At 62.3% G+C, this 22,366-nt stretch carries 20 protein-coding genes; 15 read left to right on the top strand and 5 right to left on the bottom strand.

Going from position 1 to position 22,366, the window contains the following annotated elements; genetic code table 11:
• The first annotated feature begins 1 nt into the window (after position 1).
• The gene (locus A6U98_RS27855) at positions 2-454 is read left to right on the top strand and encodes a type II toxin-antitoxin system RatA family toxin (protein WP_003539340.1); all 453 of its coding nucleotides are present in this window, start codon (positions 2-4) and stop codon (positions 452-454) included.
• A 14-nt stretch (positions 455-468) separates the two neighbouring features.
• Here the strand turns inward: A6U98_RS27855 and A6U98_RS27850 are convergent, their stop codons facing one another.
• The gene (locus tag A6U98_RS27850) at positions 469-972 is read right to left on the bottom strand and encodes a CinA family protein (protein WP_197496450.1); all 504 of its coding nucleotides are present in this window, start codon (positions 970-972) and stop codon (positions 469-471) included.
• Positions 969-2,186: a bifunctional 2-C-methyl-D-erythritol 4-phosphate cytidylyltransferase/2-C-methyl-D-erythritol 2,4-cyclodiphosphate synthase gene (locus tag A6U98_RS27845; RefSeq protein ID WP_064654206.1), complete on the bottom strand. Its 1,218-nt coding sequence runs from the start codon at positions 2,184-2,186 to the stop codon at positions 969-971. The genes A6U98_RS27850 and A6U98_RS27845 overlap by 4 nt, the downstream gene beginning before the upstream one ends.
• A gap of 145 nt (positions 2,187-2,331) precedes the next feature.
• On the opposite strand from A6U98_RS27845, the gene dusB reads away from it, so the two are divergent.
• From dusB to hflX, 9 genes are all read left to right on the top strand, one after another.
• Complete coding sequence (gene dusB / locus A6U98_RS27840) at positions 2,332-3,348, top strand: tRNA dihydrouridine synthase DusB (RefSeq protein ID WP_197496449.1); 1,017 nt, start codon at positions 2,332-2,334, stop codon at positions 3,346-3,348.
• Complete coding sequence (locus tag A6U98_RS27835) at positions 3,345-4,499, top strand: nitrogen regulation protein NR(II) (protein WP_064654204.1); 1,155 nt, start codon at positions 3,345-3,347, stop codon at positions 4,497-4,499. Before dusB ends, A6U98_RS27835 begins: the two co-directional genes overlap by 4 nt.
• Positions 4,496-5,947: a nitrogen regulation protein NR(I) gene (ntrC, locus tag A6U98_RS27830; protein ID WP_003539347.1), complete on the top strand. Its 1,452-nt coding sequence runs from the start codon at positions 4,496-4,498 to the stop codon at positions 5,945-5,947. The genes A6U98_RS27835 and ntrC overlap by 4 nt, the downstream gene beginning before the upstream one ends.
• Before the next feature lie 608 nt (positions 5,948-6,555).
• Entirely contained in the window at positions 6,556-7,545 is a 990-nt protein-coding gene (locus A6U98_RS27825) for an aldo/keto reductase (RefSeq protein ID WP_064654203.1), read from the top strand.
• A gap of 331 nt (positions 7,546-7,876) precedes the next feature.
• Entirely contained in the window at positions 7,877-10,147 is a 2,271-nt protein-coding gene (locus A6U98_RS27820) for a PAS domain-containing sensor histidine kinase (protein WP_003539381.1), read from the top strand.
• Positions 10,137-11,501, top strand: coding sequence for a sigma-54 dependent transcriptional regulator (locus A6U98_RS27815; RefSeq protein WP_064654202.1), 1,365 nt, complete (start codon positions 10,137-10,139; stop codon positions 11,499-11,501). The genes A6U98_RS27820 and A6U98_RS27815 overlap by 11 nt, the downstream gene beginning before the upstream one ends.
• A 64-nt stretch (positions 11,502-11,565) precedes the next feature.
• Positions 11,566-12,429, top strand: coding sequence for a D-amino-acid transaminase (locus tag A6U98_RS27810; RefSeq protein ID WP_064654201.1), 864 nt, complete (start codon positions 11,566-11,568; stop codon positions 12,427-12,429).
• 112 nt (positions 12,430-12,541) lie between these two features.
• On the top strand, positions 12,542-12,784 hold the full coding sequence (gene hfq, locus A6U98_RS27805) for an RNA chaperone Hfq (protein WP_003539403.1): 243 nt from the start codon (positions 12,542-12,544) through the stop codon (positions 12,782-12,784).
• A gap of 77 nt (positions 12,785-12,861) precedes the next feature.
• Positions 12,862-14,187: a GTPase HflX gene (hflX, locus tag A6U98_RS27800; protein WP_064654200.1), complete on the top strand. Its 1,326-nt coding sequence runs from the start codon at positions 12,862-12,864 to the stop codon at positions 14,185-14,187.
• Between the two features lie 212 nt (positions 14,188-14,399).
• On the opposite strand, the gene mazG is transcribed toward hflX, so the two are convergent.
• Positions 14,400-15,239, bottom strand: coding sequence for a nucleoside triphosphate pyrophosphohydrolase (gene mazG, locus A6U98_RS27795; RefSeq protein ID WP_064654199.1), 840 nt, complete (start codon positions 15,237-15,239; stop codon positions 14,400-14,402).
• A gap of 51 nt (positions 15,240-15,290) precedes the next feature.
• Positions 15,291-15,878 carry a nucleoside deaminase gene (locus tag A6U98_RS27790; RefSeq protein WP_064654198.1) on the bottom strand — a complete coding sequence of 196 codons (588 nt, stop codon included), beginning with the start codon at positions 15,876-15,878 and terminating at the stop codon, positions 15,291-15,293.
• A 268-nt stretch (positions 15,879-16,146) separates the two neighbouring features.
• Between A6U98_RS27790 and cysG the strand changes: the two genes are divergently transcribed.
• The 5 genes from cysG to A6U98_RS27765 are packed head-to-tail and all read left to right on the top strand — an operon-like array spanning position 16,147 to position 21,351.
• Positions 16,147-17,583, top strand: a complete 1,437-nt coding sequence (gene cysG, locus A6U98_RS27785; RefSeq protein ID WP_064654319.1) for a siroheme synthase CysG — start codon at positions 16,147-16,149, stop codon at positions 17,581-17,583.
• Between the two features lie 2 nt (positions 17,584-17,585).
• The gene (locus A6U98_RS27780; protein WP_064654197.1) at positions 17,586-17,900 is read left to right on the top strand and encodes a DUF2849 domain-containing protein; all 315 of its coding nucleotides are present in this window, start codon (positions 17,586-17,588) and stop codon (positions 17,898-17,900) included.
• Between the two features lie 8 nt (positions 17,901-17,908).
• Entirely contained in the window at positions 17,909-19,579 is a 1,671-nt protein-coding gene (locus A6U98_RS27775; RefSeq protein WP_064654196.1) for a nitrite/sulfite reductase, read from the top strand.
• Between the two features lie 10 nt (positions 19,580-19,589).
• The gene (locus A6U98_RS27770; RefSeq protein WP_011651873.1) at positions 19,590-20,102 is read left to right on the top strand and encodes a DUF934 domain-containing protein; all 513 of its coding nucleotides are present in this window, start codon (positions 19,590-19,592) and stop codon (positions 20,100-20,102) included.
• Between the two features lie 37 nt (positions 20,103-20,139).
• Positions 20,140-21,351: a UbiH/UbiF family hydroxylase gene (locus A6U98_RS27765; RefSeq protein WP_064654195.1), complete on the top strand. Its 1,212-nt coding sequence runs from the start codon at positions 20,140-20,142 to the stop codon at positions 21,349-21,351.
• Here the strand turns inward: A6U98_RS27765 and A6U98_RS27760 are convergent.
• Positions 21,319-22,281, bottom strand: a complete 963-nt coding sequence (locus tag A6U98_RS27760; RefSeq protein ID WP_064654194.1) for an AEC family transporter — start codon at positions 22,279-22,281, stop codon at positions 21,319-21,321. The genes A6U98_RS27765 and A6U98_RS27760 overlap by 33 nt on opposite strands.
• Positions 22,282-22,366 lie beyond the last annotated feature (85 nt).

The following is a 22,366-nucleotide window of genomic DNA, read 5'->3' as shown; positions in this document are numbered from 1 at the left end:
TATGCCGCAATTCGAAACGCACCGTCCCGTCCCGCACACGCCCGAGCAGATGTTCGACCTCGTCGCCGATGTCGAGCGCTATCCGGAATTCCTGCCGCTCTGCGAAGCGCTCGCCATCAGGAGCCGCAAGGAGCGCGACGGCAAGATCCTGCTCGTCGCCGATATGACGGTCGGCTATAAGGCGATCCGCGAGACTTTCACGACGCAGGTGCTGCTGAACCGGGCCGAGCACGTCATCGAGGTCAAATATATCGATGGCCCGTTCAAATATCTCGACAATCGCTGGCACTTCGCCGAGACGCCGTCCGGCGGCTGCACCGTCGATTTCTTCATCGACTACGAGTTCAAGAGCCGCATTCTCGGCGCGTTGATGGGCTCGATGTTCGACCGCGCCTTCCGCATGTTCACCGAAGCCTTCGAGACCAGGGCAAACAGGATCTACACGCCGGTCTGATGGGCGAACCCGCATCAGGCAGCAAGGAGTGAGCGCACCATCTCCAGCGCCGTCCTGATCGTCGCCAGCCGAACCTCGCTGCGGCCGATATCGCCATAGAGCATTTTCCGATGGATGAGCGCGCCAGCGCGCGATTTGGCGGCGAGATGCACGAGGCCGACCGGTTTTTCCGCCGATCCGCCGCCAGGACCGGCAATGCCTGTGACGGCAACGGCGATCTCGGCACGTGAGCGGAACAGGGCGCCATGCACCATCTGTCGCGCCGTTTCCTCGGAGACCGCCCCGAAACGCAGCAGCGTTTCCGCCTGCACGCCGAGCATCTCCATCTTTGCGGTATTCGTATAGGTGACGAAGCCGCGGTCGACGACGGCTGCTGAACCCGATATCTCCGTCAACGCTACGGCGATCAGCCCGCCGGTGCAGGATTCGGCGGTCGAGACCATGAGGCCGGCAGTCGTAAAGTCACGGATGATCGTCTCCGCCGCCGAAAGGATATCGTCGGGAAAAAGACTCATCATTTCCTCCCGCGATAAACGACGGTGGCAGTCGCGATCGCCGCGATGCCTTCGCGCCGGCCGACGAAGCCGATCGTCTCGTTGGTCGTCGCCTTGACCGAGCAACGCTCGATATCGATGCCGAGATAATCCGACAGTTTCGTCCGCATGGCGTCGCGATGCGGGCCGACCTTCGGCGCCTCGGCGATCAGCGAGACGTCGGCATTCATGATCGTGCCGCCGCGCTCGCGCACGATCCGGGCGGCATGTTCGATGAAGATCCGCGAAGGCGCGCCCTTCCATTGCGGGTCGGACGGTGGGAAATGATCGCCGATATCGCCGGCGCCGCAGGTGGCGAGCAGCGCGTCCGTCAGCGCATGCAGCGCGACGTCGGCATCCGAGTGACCTTTCAGCTTCTGATCATGGGGAATGAACACGCCGCAAAGTGTCACGCCGTCGCCCGCCACGAGCTGGTGCACGTCGTAGCCGTTGCCGGTGCGCACGTCTGGAAGCAGCGAAGTCGACAGCTTGTCGTCGGCCATGGCGATATCGTTCTTGACCGTCAGTTTGACGTTGTCGGCCGTGCCCTCGACGATCGTCACCGGAATGCCCAGCCATTCGGCGATCGAGGCGTCGTCGGTGAAATCGCTTCGTCCGCTCGCCGCCGCTTTCTCATGCGCATCGAGGATCGTTTCGAAGGCGAAGGATTGCGGCGTCTGCGCCGAGTAGAGATGCTCGCGTGAAACCGTCGTCAGCACGGTGCCGGCGCTGTCGGCGCGTTTCAGCGTATCGGTGACCGGGATCGCCGGCAGCACCGCCTGTGCGCCGGCGTCGAGGCTCTCGGCAATGCGGTCCAGAAGCACATGGTCGAAGAACGGCCGCACCGCATCGTGGATCAGCACATGGCTGATTTGCTTGTCCTTGAGGTATCTGAGGCCGGCAAGCACGGATTGCTGCCTGGTCGCACCCCCATGCACCGTTTCGATCGGCGTTGCCGAGATGATGTGGCGGAAGGCTTTCGCAAACAGCGCCTCGTCATCGGGATGAATGACGACGACGATCTCAGTTGCCGCTTCCCATGTCATGAAGTTTTCAAGCGTATGCACGATAACCGGCTTGCCGCCGATCATGCGATACTGCTTGGGGCCTTCCTTGGATGATCCTGCGCGCTCGCCGCGGCCGGCGGCAACGATGACAATTCCAGCCGATATCGGTTGCTTAGAAGGCATTTGCAGCATAAATCCCCTAAATTATGCGGAATTGACCCGAGTGCTCTAACGTCTTGCTTTGGCCTTTTCCAGCATCTGCCCGAAAAATATCAATTCCGATCCCAGCCCCCTTGGCAAGCCAGGGAATAATGGCTAAAAATAATGCAGTTCTATTGTGTGCCCGAAAGATAATCATTTGATTTCCAAGGACCTTGCAGCGCCTTTCCAAATCGGACCCGTGTCCGTGCGGAACCGCGTTGTACTGGCGCCGATGTCCGGCGTCACGGATATGCCCTTCCGCGAGCTTGCCTGGCGCTTCGGCGCCGGCCTCGTCGTCACCGAAATGGTGGCGAGCCGCGAGCTGGTCAACGACACGGCCGAATCCTGGTCGCGGCTCAGCGCTGCGGGCTTCCGGCCGCATATGGTGCAGCTTGCCGGGCGCGAGGCGCATTGGATGGCGGAGGCGGCCAAGATCGCCGCCGATCATGGCGCCGATATCATCGACATCAACATGGGTTGCCCGGCAAAGAAAGTGATCGGCGGTTATTCCGGCTCGGCGCTGATGCGTGATCCCGATCACGCGCTCGGCCTCATCGAGGCGACGGTCAAGGCCGTCGACATTCCGGTGACGCTGAAGATGCGCCTTGGCTGGGATGAGAATTCGATCAACGCGCCTGATATTGCCCGCCGCGCCGAGGCGGCCGGCATCCAGCTTGTGACCATTCATGGGCGCACCCGCATGCAATTCTACGAAGGCCGAGCCGATTGGGATGCGATCCGCGCCGTCCGCGAAGTGATCTCCATTCCGCTGATCGCCAACGGTGATGTCGAAACGGCAAGCGATGCGCAGGAAATATTGCGCCGCTCCGGCGCCGATGCCGTGATGATCGGCAGGGGCTGCCAGGGCAGGCCGTGGCATGCCGGCGTCATAGCTGGGGCGCCCGAGCCGCTACCGCAGGAGATCGCCGATATCGCCGTCGAGCATTACCGCATGATGCTGGATTTCTACGGCGAAGCGGTGGCGATCCGCCATGCCCGCAAGCACCTTGGCTGGTATCTCCAGCGTTTCGCGCCTGATCTGTTGGGGGACGAAAAGGCTGCGATCATGACCTCGCGCGACCCGCGCGAAGTGGCCGCGCGCCTCTACGATGCGCTTGCGGCGAGTATTGTCGACAGCCGGGAGGCGGCATGACGAAGGATATGACATCTCCGTCCGATCACGCCGGCGGGACCGTCGCCATGGCCGTGCTGAACGCCATCCAGAACCCCGTCATCATGGTCGACGAATCCGGCTTTGTCGTTTTCGCCAATTGGGAGGCGGAGGCTTTCTTCGGCGCCAGCGCCTCGCATCTGGCGCGTTACCGGATCTCGACCTTCATTCCCTTCGGCAGCCCGCTGCTCGCCTTGATCGACCAGGTGCGCGAGCGCAAGGCGCCGGTTAACGAATATCGCGTCGACCTGAGTTCGCCCCGCCTCGGCCAGGATAAGCTCGTCGATCTCTATGTTGCCCCGGTGCTCAGCGAGCCCGGAGCCGTCGTCATCGTCTTTCAGGAACGCTCGATGGCCGACAAGATCGACCGGCAGCTGACGCATCGCGCCGCCGCCCGCTCGGTGACCGGCCTTGCCTCGATGCTGGCGCATGAGATCAAGAACCCGCTCTCCGGCATACGGGGCGCCGCCCAGCTGCTCGAACAGTCTGCGGTCGACGACGATCGGGCGCTGACCCGGCTGATCTGCGACGAGACCGATCGCATCGTCTCGCTGGTCGACCGTATGGAAGTCTTTTCCGACGAACGCCCCGTCGACCGCATGCCGGTGAATATCCATTCCGTGCTCGATCATGTGAAGGCCGTCGCCAAGGCAGGTTTTGCCCGCAACATCCGGGTCACCGAAAGTTACGACCCGTCGCTGCCGGCCGTTTATGCCAATCGCGATCAACTCGTCCAGGTCTTCCTCAATCTGGTGAAGAACGCCGCCGAAGCGGTCGGCGATCGGCCGGACGGCGAAATCATGCTGACGACGGCCTATCGCCCGGGCATCCGTCTTTCGGTCGCCGGCACGCGCGAGAAGATCTCGCTGCCGCTGGAATTCTGCGTCCATGACAACGGTCCCGGCGTTCCCGCCGATCTGGTGCCGCATCTCTTCGATCCCTTCATCACCACCAAGCCGAACGGCAGCGGCCTCGGCTTGGCGCTGGTCGCCAAGATCATCGGCGATCACGGCGGCATCATCGAATGCGACAGCCAGAACAGCCGCACGACATTCCGCGTTCTCATGCCGGCCTCGAAGGACGCCTCGCTTGAAGACGCCTCTATAGCAAGCTCGACAGGACCTTCTCGATGACAGCCACGATCCTCGTTGCAGATGATGATGCGGCCATCCGGACCGTGCTTAACCAGGCTTTGAGCCGCGCCGGTTATGACGTCCGCATCACCTCCAACGCCGCTACCCTCTGGCGCTGGATTTCGGCAGGCGAGGGCGATCTGGTCGTCACCGATGTAGTGATGCCCGACGAGAACGCCTTCGATCTGCTGCCGCGCATCAAGAAGGCGCGGCCCGACCTGCCGGTTCTCGTCATGAGCGCCCAGAACACCTTCATGACCGCCATCAAGGCCTCGGAAAAGGGCGCTTACGACTATCTCCCGAAGCCCTTCGACCTCACCGAACTGATCGGCATCATCGGCCGGGCACTTGCCGAGCCGAAGCGCAAGCCTGCCAAGCTTGAAGACGACATGCAGGACGGCATGCCGCTCGTCGGCCGGTCGGCGGCGATGCAGGAAATCTACCGTGTGCTCGCCCGCCTGATGCAGACGGACCTGACGCTGATGATCACCGGCGAATCCGGCACCGGCAAGGAACTCGTCGCCCGCGCGCTGCATGATTACGGCAAGCGCCGCAACGGCCCGTTTGTCGCAATCAACATGGCGGCGATCCCGCGCGACCTGATCGAATCCGAACTCTTCGGCCACGAGAAGGGCGCCTTCACCGGCGCGCAGACGCGCTCGACCGGCCGCTTCGAGCAGGCCGAAGGCGGCACGCTCTTCCTCGACGAGATCGGCGACATGCCGATGGACGCCCAGACACGGCTCTTACGCGTCCTGCAGCAGGGCGAATACACCACCGTCGGCGGCCGCACGCCGATCCGCACCGATGTGCGCATCGTTGCCGCCACCAACAAGGACCTGAAGCAGGCAATCAACCAGGGCCTCTTCCGCGAGGATCTCTATTACCGCCTCAATGTCGTGCCGCTGCGCCTGCCGCCGCTGCGCGACCGCGCCGAGGACATTCCCGACCTGGTGCGCCATTTCATCCAGCAGGCCGAAAAGGAAGGTCTCGGCTCCAAGCGCTTCGATCAGGAAGCCCTCGAACTGATGAAGGCCTATGCCTGGCCGGGCAACGTCCGCGAGTTGGAGAACCTCATCCGCCGTCTGATGGCGCTTTACCCCCAAGATGTGATCACCCGCGAGATCATCGACGCGGAACTGCGTTCCGACGTGCCCGACAGCCCGATCGACAAGGGGCCGATGCGCAGCGGCTCGATGACAATCGCCCAGGCCGTCGAGGAGAACATGCGCAGCTACTTCGCAGGCTTTGGGGACAACTTGCCGCCGCCCGGCCTCTATGACCGTGTGCTGACCGAAATGGAATATCCGCTGATCCTCGCCGCACTGACGGCGACGCGCGGCAACCAGATCAAGGCGGCCGATCTTCTCGGTCTCAACCGCAACACCTTGCGCAAGAAGATCAGGGAACTTGGCGTCTCGGTCTACAGGAGTTCCCGCACCGCCTGAGCCTGTTCGGGGGCGCGATAAAAAGAAGGCGGCGGGCCCTCATGTTTGCCCACCGCCCACCCCTCCCGGCGTCCGCCGCCACGGTCGGGAGGAGAGGTGAGACTATCTGAGCCAGGTCGCGGTTTATATCCAAGCAGACAAACAAAGATGCGGTGTCATTCAACAGTCACATAAGCATTTGTGAGGGGTGGTTTGCCGCCGGGCGAATGTCATTGAAGTTGCTGCGATCGTCGTCGCCGTGCCTGTGGATAAGCTGTGGATATCCGGTGGATGACATGATCAATCAGTGGTCGATAATGTCGCAGATTCCAATCGCATGTTGCCTATCCGTTCCGAATCTCATCATTCTGCTGTTGCTGCCGTCGACCTCCGCCGCAAACGTCGTCGATCGCATGCCACGGGGCGCTCCGGCTGATGTCGTTGAGCGCCCTTTTTCTTTACGGTCGGGGCGGACGGGAACTGCGACATCGTGTTTTGGTCAACTTGCGGGCTGAGCCTCGCATATCGTTGCGCATGCCATAGATTACGCGAATCGGTCGTCGATCAATCGGGCGGCACCGACCCCGGTAGCAGACCGGCACATATTCATAATTTGCGGGAGTTGCATGATGGAATATCGACGTTTGGGAAAATCGGGCCTGAAAGTGAGCGAGTTCTCCTTCGGCTCATGGGTGACGTTCGGCAAGCAGGTCAATGGAGGCGACGCCGTCGACCTGATGAAGCTTGCCTATGACAACGGGGTGAACTTCTTCGACAATGCCGAAGGATACGAGAGCGGCAAGTCCGAGATCGTGATGGGCGAGGCGCTCAGCAGGCTAGGCTGGAGCCGTGACAGCTTCGTCGTCTCCAGCAAGGTCTTCTGGGGAGGCCAGAAGCCGACGCAGCGCGGCCTGTCGCGCAAGCATGTGACCGACGCCTGCCACGCAGCGCTCAAGCGGCTTCAGGTCGACTACCTCGACCTTTATTTCTGCCACCGCCCGGATATCGACACGCCGATCGAGGAAACAGTCCGGGCGATGCATGATCTCGTCGCCCAGGGCAAGGTGCTCTACTGGGGCACGTCGGAATGGTCCGCGCAGCAATTGACGGAAGCCTACGCCATTGCCCGGGACCTGCGCATCACGCCGCCGACCATGGAGCAGCCGCAGTATAACATCTTCGAACGCCAGAAGGTCGAGTCCGACTATCTGCCGCTCTATGACCTGATCGGCCTTGGCACCACGATCTGGTCACCGCTCGCCTCGGGCGTCCTGACCGGCAAGTACAATAATGGTGTGCCGGCCGACAGCCGCATGAACCTGCCGGGCTACGAATGGCTGAAGGAAAAGTGGTCCAGTGATGCTGGCCTTGCCCAGCTCAAACAAGTTGGCGAACTCGCAAAGCTCGCGGACGAGATCGGGATATCGATCACGCATCTCGCCCTTTTGTGGTGCCTTGCCAACCGCAACGTCTCGACCGTCATTCTTGGAGCCTCGCGGGCCAGCCAGCTGCAGGACAATCTCGCGGCCCTCTCACACCGAGAGAAGATGACGTCTGACGTGCTGGACCGGATCGACACGATCGTCGGAAACAAGCCCGAAGGACCACGTCGGTTCTAAAGCATGTCGCGCAAAAGTGTGCAGCGGTTTTGCGCTAACGACATGCGTCAAACAAAGACCTAAAGCGCGAGGAGCGATCTGAAAGATTGCGTCGCGCTTCAGGTGAAACAACTTCCCTCGAGGGGTCAGATTAAGACTCGTCGAGGGAAGCACGGCTTGACAACGTGACGAGATGCGTTGCATTTTCGCCACAATGCGTTGCTTAAAGGTCACGCAAGGGTTTAGGTATTTCGCTCCCGATCGAGTCGTTACAGCGCTGGCTTTTAAGCCGGCGTTGCTTGGTTTTCAATCGGACGGCGAGGGCGGCAGGTGCCGCCTGAAGAGAGGCCGAATGACGCAGGATGGGGTATCGCCGGCGGCGGCGGGCGAGACGGTGACGACGGTGACCGACCGCCGCGCCCTTTTTGCCGTGCCCGGCCTGGTGCTCGCCGGCGGCGCGCTGCTCTGCGCCACGGCCACGTTGTTCGTGCTGCTCGGTCTGACGCCGATCGCCCCGACGTCGCATGTCGTCATCACCTCGGTGATCGTCAATTCCTTCTTTGTCCTGACGCTGCTCGCCTTGATCGGCCGCGAGGTGGCAAGGCTGCTCAAGGCGCGTACCCGCGGCCGTGCGGCAGCCCGCCTGCATATCCGCATCGTCGTGCTCTTTTCGATCGTCGCGATCACGCCGGCGATCCTCGTCGCCATCTTCGCCAGCATCACGCTGAATGCCGGTCTTGACCGCTGGTTCGCCCTGCGCACCCAGTCGATCGTCAGCTCGTCGCGCAATATCGGCCAAGCCTACATGATGGAGAATGCCAGCTACCTGCAGGGGCAGACGGTCTCCATGGCCAACGACCTGGAGCGCAACCGCGCGCTCTATAGCCTCGATAGGACGGGTTTTGCCGACCTGATGACCCGCCAGGCGAGGGGCCGCGGCCTGCTTGGCGCCTTCCTCGTCGAGCGCGACGGCTCGGTGATCGTCCAGGCCGATATCGCCACCGAAAAACCGCTGCCGGCCATTCCGCAGGACGCATTGGAAAAGGCCGCCGCCGGCCAGCCGACGCTGATTCCGCCCGGCGTTACCAATCTCGTCGGCGCCATCATCAAGCTCGATGCCATCCAGGGCACCTTCCTCTATACGGTGCGCGCCGTCGATCCCAAGGTCATGGGCGCCATGCGCATGATGGAGGAGAACGCCACCGAATACCGCTCGATGGAGGCCAACCGCTTCTCGCTGCAGGTCGCTTTTGCCGTGCTCTATATCGGCTTCGCGCTGATCGTGCTCCTGGCGGCGATCTGGACCGCGATCGCCGTCGCTGACCGCATCGTCCGGCCGATCCGCCTGCTGATCACGGCGGCCGACAGCGTTGCTTCGGGCAATATGGATATCGTCGTGCCGGTGCATGCGGTCGACGGCGACGTCGCCAATCTCTCGCGCACCTTCAACAAGATGATCTCGGAAATCCGCACCCAGCGCGACGAGATCCTGGAAGCCAAGGACGAGGTCGACGACCGCCGCCGCTTCATCGAGGCGGTGCTATCGGGCGTCACCGCCGCCGTCATCGGCGTCGAGCAGGACCGCCGCATTGCCATCGTCAACAGCTCCGCCGAGACGCTGATGTCGCTGTCGGCCGACGAGATGCTCGGAAAGCAGCTGGTCGACATCGCACCTGAGGTCGATCACGTGCTGACCGAGGCGGCGGTGCGCTATCGCGGCGATTTCCGCAAGCAGATCGCGCTGGTGCGCGGCGGCACTGTGAGGACGCTCAGCGTCCAGGTCACCCGCGAGGAAGTGCGCGACATGAGCGAATCCTACGTGATCACGCTCGACGACATCACCGATCTCGTCATCGCCCAGCGCTCGACCGCCTGGGGCGACGTGGCAAGGCGCATCGCTCATGAGATCAAGAACCCGCTGACGCCGATCCAGCTTTCCGCCGAGCGCATCCAGCGCCGCTACGGCAAGCAGATCGACCCGGGTGACCGGACCGTTTTCGACCAGTGCACGGATACGATCATCCGCCAGGTCGGCGATATCGGCCGCATGGTCGACGAATTCTCCGCCTTTGCCCGCATGCCGAAGCCGACCAAGGAGCCGAGCGACCTGCGCAATATCCTGCGCGACGCGATCTTCCTGCGTGAGATGGGCAACCATCACGTCACCTTCGAGCAGGATTTCGGCGACCAGCCGCTGGAGGGCCTGTTCGACAGCCGCATGCTCGGCCAGGCCTTCGGAAATCTGATCAAGAATGCCGTCGAATCGATCGAGGCCGTTCCGAGCGATGAGCGGGACGAACGCAAGATTCTCGTCCGCGCCGCACTCGATACCGGCCGCGACCGCTTCACCGTCGACGTGATTGACAATGGCCGCGGCCTGCCGGTGGAGAACCGCCACAGCATTCTGGAACCCTATATGACGATGCGCGAGAAGGGCACCGGCCTCGGCCTCGCCATCGTCAAGAAGATCATCGAGGAACATGGCGGGCAGCTCGAGCTGCATGATGCGCCCGCCGATTTTGACCGGGGAAGAGGGGCCATGATCCGCGTGCATCTGCCACGCCTGGACCCGACGCCTGCTGCCCCCGCAGCCAATGACAAGGAAAGCGTTTATGGCCTCTGATATTCTCGTCGTCGACGATGAGCATGATATTCGCGAGATCGTTTCCGGCATTCTCTCGGATGAGGGGCACGAGACGCGCACGGCCCATGACAGCGACAGCGCGCTGGCGGCAATTTCCGATCGCGTGCCGCGGCTGATCTTCCTCGATATCTGGATGCAAGGCAGCAAGCTCGACGGTCTGTCGCTGCTCGACGAGATCAAGACCCGCCATCCGGAACTTCCCGTGGTGATGATATCAGGCCATGGCAACATCGAAACCGCCGTCTCGGCGATCAAGCGCGGCGCCTTCGATTTCATCGAGAAGCCTTTCAAGGCAGACCGGCTGATCCTGATCGCCGAACGCGCGCTGGAAAATTCCAAGCTGAAACGCGAGGTTTCCGAGTTGAAGCGCCGAACCGGCGACGCGCTGGAGCTGATCGGCACCTCGGTCGCGGTTTCGCAGCTGCGCCAGACGATCGAGAAGGTGGCGCCGACCAACAGTCGGATCATGATCCTCGGCGCCTCCGGCTCCGGCAAGGAGCTGGTGGCGCGAATGATCCACAAGAAGTCGGCCCGCGCCAACGGCCCCTTCGTTGCGATCAACGCCGCCAACATCACGCCCGAACGCATGGAAGTGGCGCTGTTCGGCACCGAGGGCACGCCCGGCCAGGCGCGCAAGATCGGCGCGCTCGAGGAAGCCCATCGCGGCATCCTCTATCTCGACGAAGTCGGCGAAATGCCGCGCGAAACGCAGAACAAGATCTTGCGCGTGCTGGTCGACCAACAGTTCGAGCGGGTCGGCGGTTCGAAACGCGTCAAGGTCGATGTCCGTATCATCTCTTCGACCGCCTATAATCTCGAAAGCCGTATCGCCGAGGGCTGGTTCCGCGAGGATCTCTACCATCGCCTTGCCGTCGTGCCGGTGCGTGTGCCCGCACTTGCCGAACGGCGCGAGGACATTCCCTTCCTCGTCGACCAGCTGATGCGCCAGATTTCCGAGCAGGCCGGCATCCGTCCGCGCCGCATCGGCGACGACGCCATGGCGGTGCTGCAGGCGCATGATTGGCCCGGCAACATCCGCCAGCTGCGCAACAATATCGAACGGCTGATGATCCTTGCCCGCACCGACGGCCCGGATGCGCCGATCACCGCCGACATGCTGCCGACCGATCTCGGCGACATGCTGCCGAAAGTGTCCGCCAAGAACGACTATCACATCATGACGCTGCCGTTGCGCGAAGCCCGCGAGATGTTCGAGAAGGATTATCTGATCGCCCAGATCAATCGCTTCGGCGGCAATATCTCGCGCACGGCGGAATTCGTCGGCATGGAGCGTTCGGCGCTGCACCGCAAGCTGAAGTCGCTCGGCGTCTGATTGTATCCGGCGCGGCCGAGGCCGCGCCGCCTGCTATATTGCTTTCCGGAAGACCAGGTTTCCCATGCCGAGAATTGCCTATGTGAATGGCCGTTACGTCAAGCATTCCGATGCCAGCGTGCATATCGAGGATCGCGGCTACCAGTTTGCCGATGGCGTCTACGAGGTCTGCGAAGTGCGCCACGGCTATATCGTCGATCTCACGCGCCATCTGAACCGTCTCGACCGTTCGCTCGGTGAATTGCGCATCGCCTGGCCGATGGGCCGGGCGGCGCTGACGCAGGTCATTCGCGAGACGCTGCGCCGCAACCATGTCCGCAACGGGCTTTTCTATATGCAGGTGACGCGCGGCGTCGCCCGCCGCGATCATGTCTTCCCGGCCGAGGGAACGCCGCCCTCGCTGGTCATTACCGCCAAGAGCACCGATGCCAAGATCATCGCCGCCAAGAACGCCAATGGCATCAAGGCGATTACCCTTGTCGACAATCGCTGGGACCGCGTCGACATCAAGTCCGTCGGGCTGCTGCCGAATGCCATGGCCCGCCAGCAGGCCAAAGAGGCCGGCGCCCAGGAAGCGATTTATGTCGACGGCGACGGGATGGTGAAGGAAGGGGCGGCGACCAATGTCTGGATCGTCGATCCCGATGGAACGCTGGTGACGCGCCCGGCCGAACACGGCATTCTGCGCGGCATTACCCGCACCACTCTGATGGATGTCGGAGCTAAGCTGGGGTTGAAGATCGCCGAGCGGAGCTTCTCCGTTTCGGAGATGCTCGCAGCCCGCGAGGTCTTCCTCACTGCAGCCACAAGCATTTGTTTTCCGGTCGTTTCCGTCGATGGCCAGGCCATTGCCAACGGCCATCCGGGCAGCGTTTCGCAGAAAGTCCGCGAAGCCTTTTTCGACGTTGCGGAAAAGATTGCGATTTGATACCAAGATTTGCTGGACAGGTGGAACGAGGATGCCACCGGTCTTCGCATGGTGAGGTTGATTGATATTCTACCGGCCAGATCAGGTCGGCAATAAAGAAAGAAGCGGCGCGATGGCGGAACGTTCTCAGAATCTTCAGGACTTATTTCTCAATACTGTTCGCAAGCAAAAGATTTCCCTGACAATCTTTCTGATCAACGGCGTGAAACTCACGGGCGTTGTTACGTCTTTTGACAATTTCTGTGTTCTTCTTCGCCGTGACGGCCATTCGCAGCTCGTGTATAAGCATGCGATCTCGACGATCATGCCGGGCCAGCCCATGCAGATGTTCGAGAGCGAAGAAGCAGCGTCCTAACAGGATCAGCCGTCATTTCGACACGCGATACCAAGAACGATTCGATCATCCCTGAGGCCGCCAAGCACAGGGACGACATGCGCGCGACTGTCGTCGTGCCGGTTCTGAAATCGCGCAGTCGCGGCGGCCAGAGCGAATCGGCCTCGACCCGCACGCCGGAAAGCCGTCTCGAAGAGGCGACCGGCCTTGCCCAGGCAATCGACCTCGATGTCGTCAATGGCTCTATCGTCCCGGTCAACGATCCGAGACCGGCCACGTTGCTCGGCACCGGCAAGATCGAGGAGATCAAGGCGCTGCTCGACGAGCGCGATTCCGGTCTCGTCATCGTCGATCATCCGCTGACGCCGGTGCAGCAGCGCAACCTCGAAAAGGAATGGAACGCCAAGGTCATCGACCGGACGGGCCTCATCCTCGAAATCTTCGGCCGCCGCGCCTCCACCAAGGAAGGCACGCTGCAGGTCGATCTCGCCCATCTGAATTATCAGAAGGGGCGTCTGGTCCGAAGCTGGACCCACCTTGAACGCCAGCGCGGCGGCGGTGGCTTCATGGGCGGCCCCGGCGAAACCCAGATCGAAGCCGACCGGCGGATGCTGCAGGACCGCATCATCAAGCTCGAACGCGAGCTGGAGCAGGTCGTGCGCACCCGCCAGCTCCACCGCGCCAAGCGCCGCAAGGTGCCGCACCCGATCGTGGCGCTCGTCGGCTATACCAATGCCGGCAAGTCGACGTTGTTCAACCGCATCACCGGCGCCGGCGTGCTGGCTGAAGACATGCTCTTTGCCACGCTCGACCCGACGCTTCGGCGCATGAAACTGCCGCACGGCCGCACTGTCATCCTGTCCGACACCGTCGGCTTCATCTCCGACCTGCCGACCCATTTGGTCGCCGCCTTCCGGGCGACGCTGGAAGAGGTGCTGGAAGCCGATCTCATCCTGCATGTCCGCGATATGTCCGATGCCGACAACCAGGCGCAGAGCTCCGATGTGATGCGCATCCTGAACGACCTCGGCATTGACGAGGCCGAAGCCGAAAAGCGCCTGATCGAGGTCTGGAACAAGATCGACCGGCTGGAGCCGGAGGTGCACGACACCATGGTGCAGAAATCGGCCGGCGCCAGCAACGTGGTGGCCGTTTCGGCCGTCAGCGGCGAGGGCGTCGACACGCTGATGGAAGAGATCAGCCGCAGACTGTCCGGCGTGATGACCGTGGCAACGATCCGCCTTCCGGTCGACAAGCTTGCGCTGCTGCCCTGGCTTTACGATCACGCGATCGTCGACGGCCGCGAGGATAATGAGGACGGCACGATCACCCTCGATCTGCGCTTGTCCGAAACCGAAGCAACCGAACTCGAACGCCGCATCGGCAATGGCCCGAAGTCTTCAAAGGAAGATTGGGAGAGGTAAGCGAGATCAAGACTTCCTTCGGCCCCCTGGGGAAAAGGGAGATATGGCCTCCGCAGACCGGCTGGTTGGCGACAAGTCCAGCCTCAACCTCCGTCATGCTCGGCCTTGAGCCGAGCATCCACCCGCGTCCACCAGCGGCCTGCCATGGATCCTCGGCTCAAGGCCGAGGATGACGGAGAAGGGGTTGGCTTCTCGCCAAACTCGAGCCCAACCTACCCAACCACGATCGCCCGCTCGATCGCCTTCGCCGCCTGCCAGATTTCCTCCATCCGCTCCAGCGTCGCCGCTTCCAGCGTTTCACCTTCCGCTTCAAGAACATGCTCGATGTAACTGAAACGACGTCGGAATTTCGTATTCGTACCGCGCACTGCCTGCTCCGGATCGGCCTTCACATGCCGGCCGATATTGACGACCGCGAAGATCAGGTCGCCGAGCTCGTCGCTGACCTTTGCCTGATCGCCTTCGCGAAGGGCTGCTCGCAATTCGCCGATCTCCTCCTCGATCTTGTCGAGGATCGGCTCGGGTGCTGACCAATCGAAGCCGACCTTGGCGGCGCGTTCCTGCAGCTTCAGCGCTTCCGTCAACGCCGGAAAGCTGCGCTGCACGGAACCGAGGAAGCCGCTGTTGAAATCCTCGGTGATGCCGCGGCGTGAGCGCCGCTCGGCGCGCTCGCGTTTCTCCGCCTGCTTGATCTCGTCCCATTGTCTCTTCACCGCGTCTGGTGTGTCCGCCGCCGATCGGGCAAAGACGTGCGGGTGGCGGCGGATCATCTTGGCGGTGATGGCGTTGACCACATCGCCGAAGGAAAATTCGCCGGCCTCCTCGGCCATGCGGGCGTGAAAGACCACCTGCAGCAGCAGGTCGCCCAGTTCGTCGCAGAGATCGTCCATATCGCCGCGCTCGATCGCATCCGAGACCTCATAGGCCTCCTCGATCGTATAGGGCTTGATCGTCTCGAAACTCTGCACAATGTCCCAGGGGCAGCCGGTTTCGGGATGGCGCAGCGCCGCCATGATCTCGATCAGCCGCGAAATGTCTTTGGAAGGTTGCATGTTGCCTCGGTTCAGCAGGCTTCAGTTCGGTGGGCCTCAGTTCAGCGGCCCTCAGTTCAAGGGAATGTCGTTGGCGCTCTTCGACGACTGGTAGCTGGTCGACAGCGCGTCGTAGCGCGCCTTGATGCGGGCGGTCTGTGTCTTCAGCGCGGTCTTCAGCGGAGCCTCTTCGGTCTCGACGAGATCGGCGATGGCAAAACTGTTCCAGAAGGCGTTTTGCCTGCGGTAGCCGCCGGGTTCAAGCCCGAAGACTTCCTTCAGGATCTTCAAATCGTGCGGAATGGCGAAGGCGTCGCGCGAATCCTCGTGGCTGAAAAAATAGTAGAAATTGTCGAAGCCGGCCCAGGTGATCGCCGACATGCACATGGTGCAGGGTTCGTGCGTCGACAGGAAGATCAGATCCTTGGTCGGCGGCTTGTCGCCAAGCTCGTAGAAGCGCTTCAGCGTATGCACCTCGCCGTGCCAGAGCGGGTTCTCCAGCTCGTTATTGGTTTCGGCGACGACAAGCGAAAAATCGGATTTCCTTAAGATTGCCGCACCGAACACCTTATTCCCAAGCGAAACGCCACGCTCCGTCAGCGGCAGTATGTCGTCTTCCATCACCTGAAGCAGGCGGGAGGCAATGGTCTTATCAGGCATGAGGGCCCTCCAGTTTTCCTCAGTCTATCGCCTTGGCGGCGCGAGTGAAATGCGTGAAGCACCGGTGGACGTCTTTTGTCACAGGCTTTATACTGCACCGCAGCAAGCAGGCTGGGAATATGCGGCTTTTTGGCAGCACGGGTGACTTTTCTCAAATCACTGACGGCACGAGCAAAAGAATACCTGCTTGCTTGGGCTTTCGAATTTCTGTTCCTTCAATCCCTTGTCGATCAAGGGCATATTCCGGCAACTTCGAAGTGGATTGATGATGTCTCCCAAGACTGAACAGCTTTCGGTATTTCCCGCCTTCTTTCGCGTGGAAGGCCAGAAGACGGCTGTCTTCGGCAATGGCGATGAAGCTTTCGCCAAGGTGCGGCTGCTGCTCAACACAAAGGCGCGGATTGTCGCCTATGCCGACCGGCCGGAAGCCGATTACCACGCTTTCCTGATTGCCAACCGTATCGAGACCGTGCGCGCTGCCTTCTCCGCCGAACAGGTAGAGGGTTCGGCGCTCGTCTTCGCCGCAACCGGCAATGAAGCCGACGATCGCAGCATCGTCGACGCTGCGCGTGCCGCCAGAATTCCGGCCAATGCCGTCGATCAGCCCGATTACTGCGACTTCTTCACGCCGGCGCTGGTCAACCGCGCGCCCGTCGCCGTTGCGATCGGCACCGAAGGGGCAGGGCCGGTTCTGGCGCAGATGATCCGCGCGCAGATCGACCAGCTTCTTTCGCCCTCGCTCGGCCGCCTTGCCGGGCTGGCAACGAGCTACCGCAAGGCCGTCGAACAATTGATTCCGAGAGGCGTCTCCCGCCGGGTTTTCTGGCGTCGTTTCTTTTCCGGTGCCGTTGCCGATGCGGTCGCCAACGGCAACCTGCCGCAGGCGCGCCATGCCGCCGACCGGCTGCTGCACGCGATGGACAAGGTCGCCGGCCACGTCTGGCTGGTCGGCGCCGGTCCGGGTGCCGAGGATCTGCTGACGCTGCGCGCCCAGCGCGTGATGATGGAAGCCGACGTTATCGTCTATGACGCGCTGGTGCCGCAGGCGATCGTCGATATGGGCCGCCGGGATGCCGAGCGGCTTTCCGTCGGCAAGCGCAAGGGCTGCCACTCGAAGTCCCAGGAAGAAATCAACGACCTGCTGGTCGATCTCGGCCACCAAGGCAAGCGCGTTGTCCGTCTGAAATCCGGCGATCCTCTGGTCTACGGCCGGGCAGGGGAAGAGATGGCAGCACTGCGCGCTGCCGGCATCACCTATGAGGTCGTGCCGGGCATTACCTCGGCTTTCGCCGCCGCTGCCGATTTCGAGCTGCCGCTGACGCTGCGCGGCGTTGCCTCCTCGCTGGTCTTTACCACCGGCCATGATCTCACCGGCGACGTGCTGCCCGATTGGGCAAGCCTTGCCGTTTCCGGCGCGACGATCGCCGTCTACATGGGCCGCACGGTTGCAGCCTCCGTTGCCGAGCGGCTGATGCAGGCGGGCATTCCGCCTGAGACCACCGTCGCCGTCATCGAAAATGCCAGCCGCGCCGATCGCCGCCTGCTGCATGGCACGCTCGCCGATCTGCCCGATCTGCAGCACCGCGACGAATTGACCGGGCCTGTCATGGTCATCATCGGCGATGCGGTCGCCGGCGCCAATTTCGAACTGTCCAAGCCTCTGGTGCGCGCAAACGCCCGGCTCGAGGAACTTGCAAGGAGCTGAATATGGGTGACAAGGTTCTGACCGCCAACCGGCTGACGGACGGCATTGCCGTCTGGCTGGATGCGAACGGCAAGTGGTCCACCTCGCTGCAGAAGGCGCTCGTTGCCCGTCATGCCGAGGCCGTTGCGGCGCTGGAGGCGATCGGCAAGAAATCCTATGCCGACAACGAGGTGGTTGACGTCGCCGTTGTCGACGTTCAGGAAACAAACGGCATTCTCTGGCCGCTTCGCCTTCGCGAGCGCATCCGCGCGCAGGGCCCGACCATGGAATATGCCCCGGGCTACGCTCCTGCCGATCCCGAATTCATTGCAGTCTGAGGAAGACGATGTACCGTTACGACGAATTTGACCATGCCTTTGTTACCGAGCGCGTCGAGCAGTTTCGCGATCAGGTCCAGCGCCGCCTTTCCGGCGAGCTCGCCGAGGACGCGTTCAAGCCGCTGCGCCTGATGAACGGCGTCTACCTGCAGCTCCACGCCTACATGCTGCGCATTGCCATTCCCTATGGCACGCTGAGCTCGCGCCAGCTGCGCATGCTCGCCCATATCGCCCGCACCTATGATCGCGGCTATGGCCACTTCACCACGCGCCAGAACCTGCAGTTCAACTGGCCGAAACTGTCCGATATTCCGGATGCGCTGGCCGACCTTGCGAGCGTCGAGATGCATGCGCTGCAGACCTCGGGCAACTGCATCAGAAACGTCACGGCCGATCACTTTGCCGGTGCCGCCGCCGATGAGATCGCCGATCCGCGTCCTTACGCTGAAATCCTGCGCCAGTGGTCGTCGGTCCACCCGGAATTCTCCTTCCTGCCGCGCAAGTTCAAGATCGCCGTCACCGGCGCCGAGCGTGACCGCGCCGCAATCCAGGTCCATGATATCGGGCTGCACGTGAAGACGAACGACAAGGGCGAGATCGGCTTTGCCGTCTATGTCGGCGGCGGCCAGGGCCGTACGCCGATGATCGCCAAGCTGATCCGCGACTTCCTGCCCGAGGAAGACCTGCTCTCCTACACCACGGCCATCGTGCGCGTGTACAATCTCCACGGCCGCCGCGACAACAAATACAAGGCCCGCATCAAGATCCTTGTGCACGAAACCGGCACTGAGGAGCTGACGCGCCAGGTGGAAGCCGAATTCGCCGCACTGAAGGATAGCGAGCTCAAGCTGCCGGAAAAGGACGTCCAGTCGATCGCTGCCTATTTCGCGCCGCCTGATCTGCCCGAACGCGCCGAAGGCTGGGAAAACCTTGCCCGCTGGAAGAAGGCCGATTCCGGTTTCTCCCGCTGGGTCCAGCAGAACGTGCAGCCGCACAAGAACCCCGATTACGGCATGGTGACGATCTCGCTGAAGCCGATCGGCGGCATTCCGGGCGATGCCTCGGATGCGCAGATGGATGCGATCGCCGATCTTGCCGAGGAATATGCCTTCGACGAGATCCGCGTCAGCCATGAGCAGAACCTGATCCTGCCGCATGTGGCGCTAGCCGATCTCGAAGCCGTCTATCGCGGCCTCGTCGCTATCAATCTGGCGGAAGCCAATGCCGGCCTGATCACCGATATCATTGCCTGTCCGGGGCTCGACTACTGCGCGCTCGCCAATGCGCGCTCCATTCCGCTGGCGCAGGAAATCTCCCGCCGCTTCGGCAATGCCGAACGGCAGGCCGAGATCGGTGAGCTGAAGATCAAGATCTCCGGCTGCATCAATGCCTGCGGCCATCACCATGTCGGCCATATCGGCCTGCTCGGTGTCGAGAAGAAGGGTGCCGAACTCTACCAGATCACCCTCGGCGGCTCCGGCGACGAACATACTTCGATCGGCGAAATCATCGGCCGCGGCTTCGAGCCGGACCGGGTGACGGACGCGATCGAGACGATCGTCGACACCTATCTCGGCCTGCGCCTCGATCAATCCGAGAACTTCCTCGCCGCCTATCGCCGCGTCGGACCGCAGCCGTTCAAGACCGCGCTCTACGGCTCGGCCGCCGAAGCGGCATAAGGAGGGGATGATGACGAAGATCTGGAGAGAAACCGGTTTTGTCGAAAACGATCCCTGGGTGATCGAGACCGACGAGGTGAAGGCGACCGAGGAGCAGAAGCCGCTGCTCGGCCTTGACGAATTGATCGCCAAGGCCGACGAAAGCAACGATGTCGGCCTCGGCGTGCTGATCAAGCCGGCCGACGATGTGCGCCGGCTGGAGCCCTATCTCTATCGCCTCGAAATCGTCGCCGTCGCCTTTCCGGCTTTCAATGACGGCCGCGCCTTCAGCCATGCCTCGCTGCTGCGCCAGCGCCTCGGCTACACCAACGAGCTGCGTGCCGTCGGCGACGTGCTGATCGATCAGGTGCCGCTGATGCTGCGCGTCGGCATCGACAGCTTTTCCGTCACCAACGCCACGGCGCTGAAGCGGCTTTCCGAAAACCGTCTTCCCGCCATTCCCCATCATTATCAACCGGCGGTGCGTGACGCCGAAGCCGGCAAGGGCTATAGTTGGCGCCGTCAGGCGAAGCCGGCCGCATAAGCGGCTGGTCCGCTTTTTTACGATGGCGGATGATAGCATGAAGATATTCGAAGTGGCGGTGATCGGTGGCGGTCTGGCCGGCATGATTGCCGCAATCGCGCTGGCGCGCGGCGGTCGCAACGTCGCGTTGGTAGCGCCTCTCGCTCCGAAAGAAGACCGGCGCACCACGGCGCTGATGGATCAATCGATCCGCTTCCTCGACCGCCTGGCGCTCTGGGAAAAGCTCCGCCCTGCAGCCGCTCCTCTCACTAGCATGCGCATCGTCGACGGCACCGATCGGCTGTTGCGCGCGCCGACCACCACCTTCCGCGCGGCCGAGGTCGGCCTCGATGCCTTCGGCTACAATTTCCCCAACAAGGCGCTGACCGGCATTTTGGAAGAGGCCGCGGCCGGTGAGGGCAACATCACCCGTTTCACCGATATGGCCGAATCGATCGAAATATCGGCTGAAGCCGTCTCGATCCGGCTTACCGGCGGCGAGACGCTGTCGGCCGATTTTGCCGTCGGCGCCGATGGCCGCGGCTCGAAGCTGCGCGAGACGTCAGGCATTACCGTGCGCAACTGGTCCTATCCGCAATCGGCCATGGTTCTGAATTTCGCCCATTCGCTGCCGCACCAGAATATCTCGACCGAATTCCACACCAAACACGGCCCCTTCACCCAGGTGCCGCTGCCGGGAAGCCGCTCCAGCCTCGTCTGGGTGCAGGATCCCACTGAGGCGGCGAACCGCATGGAATTGCCGCTTGCTGAGCTGGGCAGCCTTGTCGAGGCGCGCATGCAATCCATGCTCGGCAAGGTCAGCATCGAGGAGGGCGTCCAGGTCTGGCCGCTCTCCGGCATGATGGCGCATCGTTTCGGCAAGGGACGCATCGCGCTGATCGGCGAGGCTGCCCATGTCTTCCCGCCGATCGGGGCGCAGGGACTGAACCTCAGCCTCCGCGATATCATGGCGCTTGCCGAGATCCTCTGCGACCGGGCGGAATTGCCGGTGCCGGCCGATGCCGGCGAAAGCTTCGACCGCAGGCGCCGCGCCGACATCATGACGCGCACCGCCAGCGTGGATATTCTCAACCGCTCGCTGCTTTCGGATTTCCTGCCTGTCCAGATGCTGCGGGCTGCCGGCCTGCATATCCTCTCGGCCATACCGCCGCTGCGCAACATCGTCATGCGCGAGGGCATCGAGCCCGGCCGCGGCTTCCGCGATATTCCGGATGCGCTACGGGAAAAGCTGAAGCGGAAGAAGGCCTGAGCGGATTACGATCAGCCAGAGCGAAACGCTCACCACCGAAAACACCGTGGTGATCAGGATCGTCGCCGAGGCGCGCTCCTGCCAGACGCCATATTGCTGGCCGATGACGAAGACGTTGGTCGCCGTCGGCAGTGAGGCAAGCAGCACGGCCGCCTGGATCCAGACCGGCTCGAAACCGCCAACCGCTGTCAGCGCAATGAAAACCGCGATCGGATGCAGGATCAGCTTCGCCGGCACGATATAGGAGATCTCGGCCGGGATTCGTTTCAGCGGCCGGAGCGCCAGCGTTACGCCCATGGCAAAGAGCGCGCAGGGTGCCGCCGCCTGGGCGAGGTAATCGACCAGGCGCTGAAAGGCCAGCGGCTGGTCGACGTGCAAGGCGGCCACCGCAAAGCCTGCCGCCGTCGACAAAATGAAGGGATGCAGCGCGACCTTCCGGACGATATCGGCGACAAGCTGGCCTGTTGAACGCTTGTCGTCGCCGGCCGCCGCCATCAGTGCCGGCGCGACGATGAAATGCAGTGCGTTCTCGAAGCAGATGATCAGCGCCACCGGCACGGCTGCGCCTTCGCCGAGCGCCAAGAGTGCCAGGCCCGGCCCCATATAGCCGATATTGCCATAGGCGCCCGCAAACGACTGGATGGTGCAATCGGCAAGAGAATTGCCGCGCCAGATCCGGCCGATGACAAAAAGCAGGATGAAGACCGCATAGGTCGCTGCGATGTCGGTGACAATGAAATCGACGCGCGTCAGCTCTTCGATCGGCGTGCGCGAGACGAGCTTGAAGAACAGAGCGGGCAGGGCGGCATAGATGATGAAGGTGTTCAGCCAGCCGAGCGCTTCGGCCGGCTGCTTGGTCGCCTTGGCGGCGATGTAGCCGATCAGGATCAGGCCGAAGAACGGCAAAAGCAGGCTGACAATATCGGCCAAGAGGTCTTCCAGTGCGCGGGGATGATCGGCGGGTCAGGATCTGACTTAAGCAATTCCAGCAAAAGTGTGTAGCGGTTTTTGCGTC

Origin of the sequence: Rhizobium sp. WYCCWR10014, assembly GCF_001657485.1 — a bacterium.
In the GTDB taxonomy this organism is placed as follows: domain Bacteria; phylum Pseudomonadota; class Alphaproteobacteria; order Rhizobiales; family Rhizobiaceae; genus Rhizobium.
This window is presented reverse-complemented; position numbering and strand designations above follow the sequence as displayed.

What these genes read in the sequence shown, in the direction of transcription:
- A6U98_RS27855 (WP_003539340.1), top strand. Translation starts at nt 2, where the DNA reads ATGCCGCAATTCGAAACGCACCGTCCCGTCCCGCACACGCCCGAGCAG.
- A6U98_RS27850 (WP_197496450.1), bottom strand. Translation starts at nt 972, where the DNA reads ATGATGAGTCTTTTTCCCGACGATATCCTTTCGGCGGCGGAGACGATC.
- A6U98_RS27845 (WP_064654206.1), bottom strand. Translation starts at nt 2,186, where the DNA reads ATGCTGCAAATGCCTTCTAAGCAACCGATATCGGCTGGAATTGTCATC.
- A6U98_RS27835 (WP_064654204.1), top strand. Translation starts at nt 3,345, where the DNA reads ATGACGAAGGATATGACATCTCCGTCCGATCACGCCGGCGGGACCGTC.
- ntrC (WP_003539347.1), top strand. Translation starts at nt 4,496, where the DNA reads ATGACAGCCACGATCCTCGTTGCAGATGATGATGCGGCCATCCGGACC.
- A6U98_RS27825 (WP_064654203.1), top strand. Translation starts at nt 6,556, where the DNA reads ATGGAATATCGACGTTTGGGAAAATCGGGCCTGAAAGTGAGCGAGTTC.
- A6U98_RS27820 (WP_003539381.1), top strand. Translation starts at nt 7,877, where the DNA reads ATGACGCAGGATGGGGTATCGCCGGCGGCGGCGGGCGAGACGGTGACG.
- A6U98_RS27815 (WP_064654202.1), top strand. Translation starts at nt 10,137, where the DNA reads ATGGCCTCTGATATTCTCGTCGTCGACGATGAGCATGATATTCGCGAG.
- A6U98_RS27810 (WP_064654201.1), top strand. Translation starts at nt 11,566, where the DNA reads ATGCCGAGAATTGCCTATGTGAATGGCCGTTACGTCAAGCATTCCGAT.
- hfq (WP_003539403.1), top strand. Translation starts at nt 12,542, where the DNA reads ATGGCGGAACGTTCTCAGAATCTTCAGGACTTATTTCTCAATACTGTT.
- hflX (WP_064654200.1), top strand. Translation starts at nt 12,862, where the DNA reads ATGCGCGCGACTGTCGTCGTGCCGGTTCTGAAATCGCGCAGTCGCGGC.
- mazG (WP_064654199.1), bottom strand. Translation starts at nt 15,239, where the DNA reads ATGCAACCTTCCAAAGACATTTCGCGGCTGATCGAGATCATGGCGGCG.
- A6U98_RS27790 (WP_064654198.1), bottom strand. Translation starts at nt 15,878, where the DNA reads ATGCCTGATAAGACCATTGCCTCCCGCCTGCTTCAGGTGATGGAAGAC.
- cysG (WP_064654319.1), top strand. Translation starts at nt 16,147, where the DNA reads ATGTCTCCCAAGACTGAACAGCTTTCGGTATTTCCCGCCTTCTTTCGC.
- A6U98_RS27780 (WP_064654197.1), top strand. Translation starts at nt 17,586, where the DNA reads ATGGGTGACAAGGTTCTGACCGCCAACCGGCTGACGGACGGCATTGCC.
- A6U98_RS27775 (WP_064654196.1), top strand. Translation starts at nt 17,909, where the DNA reads ATGTACCGTTACGACGAATTTGACCATGCCTTTGTTACCGAGCGCGTC.
- A6U98_RS27770 (WP_011651873.1), top strand. Translation starts at nt 19,590, where the DNA reads ATGACGAAGATCTGGAGAGAAACCGGTTTTGTCGAAAACGATCCCTGG.
- A6U98_RS27765 (WP_064654195.1), top strand. Translation starts at nt 20,140, where the DNA reads ATGAAGATATTCGAAGTGGCGGTGATCGGTGGCGGTCTGGCCGGCATG.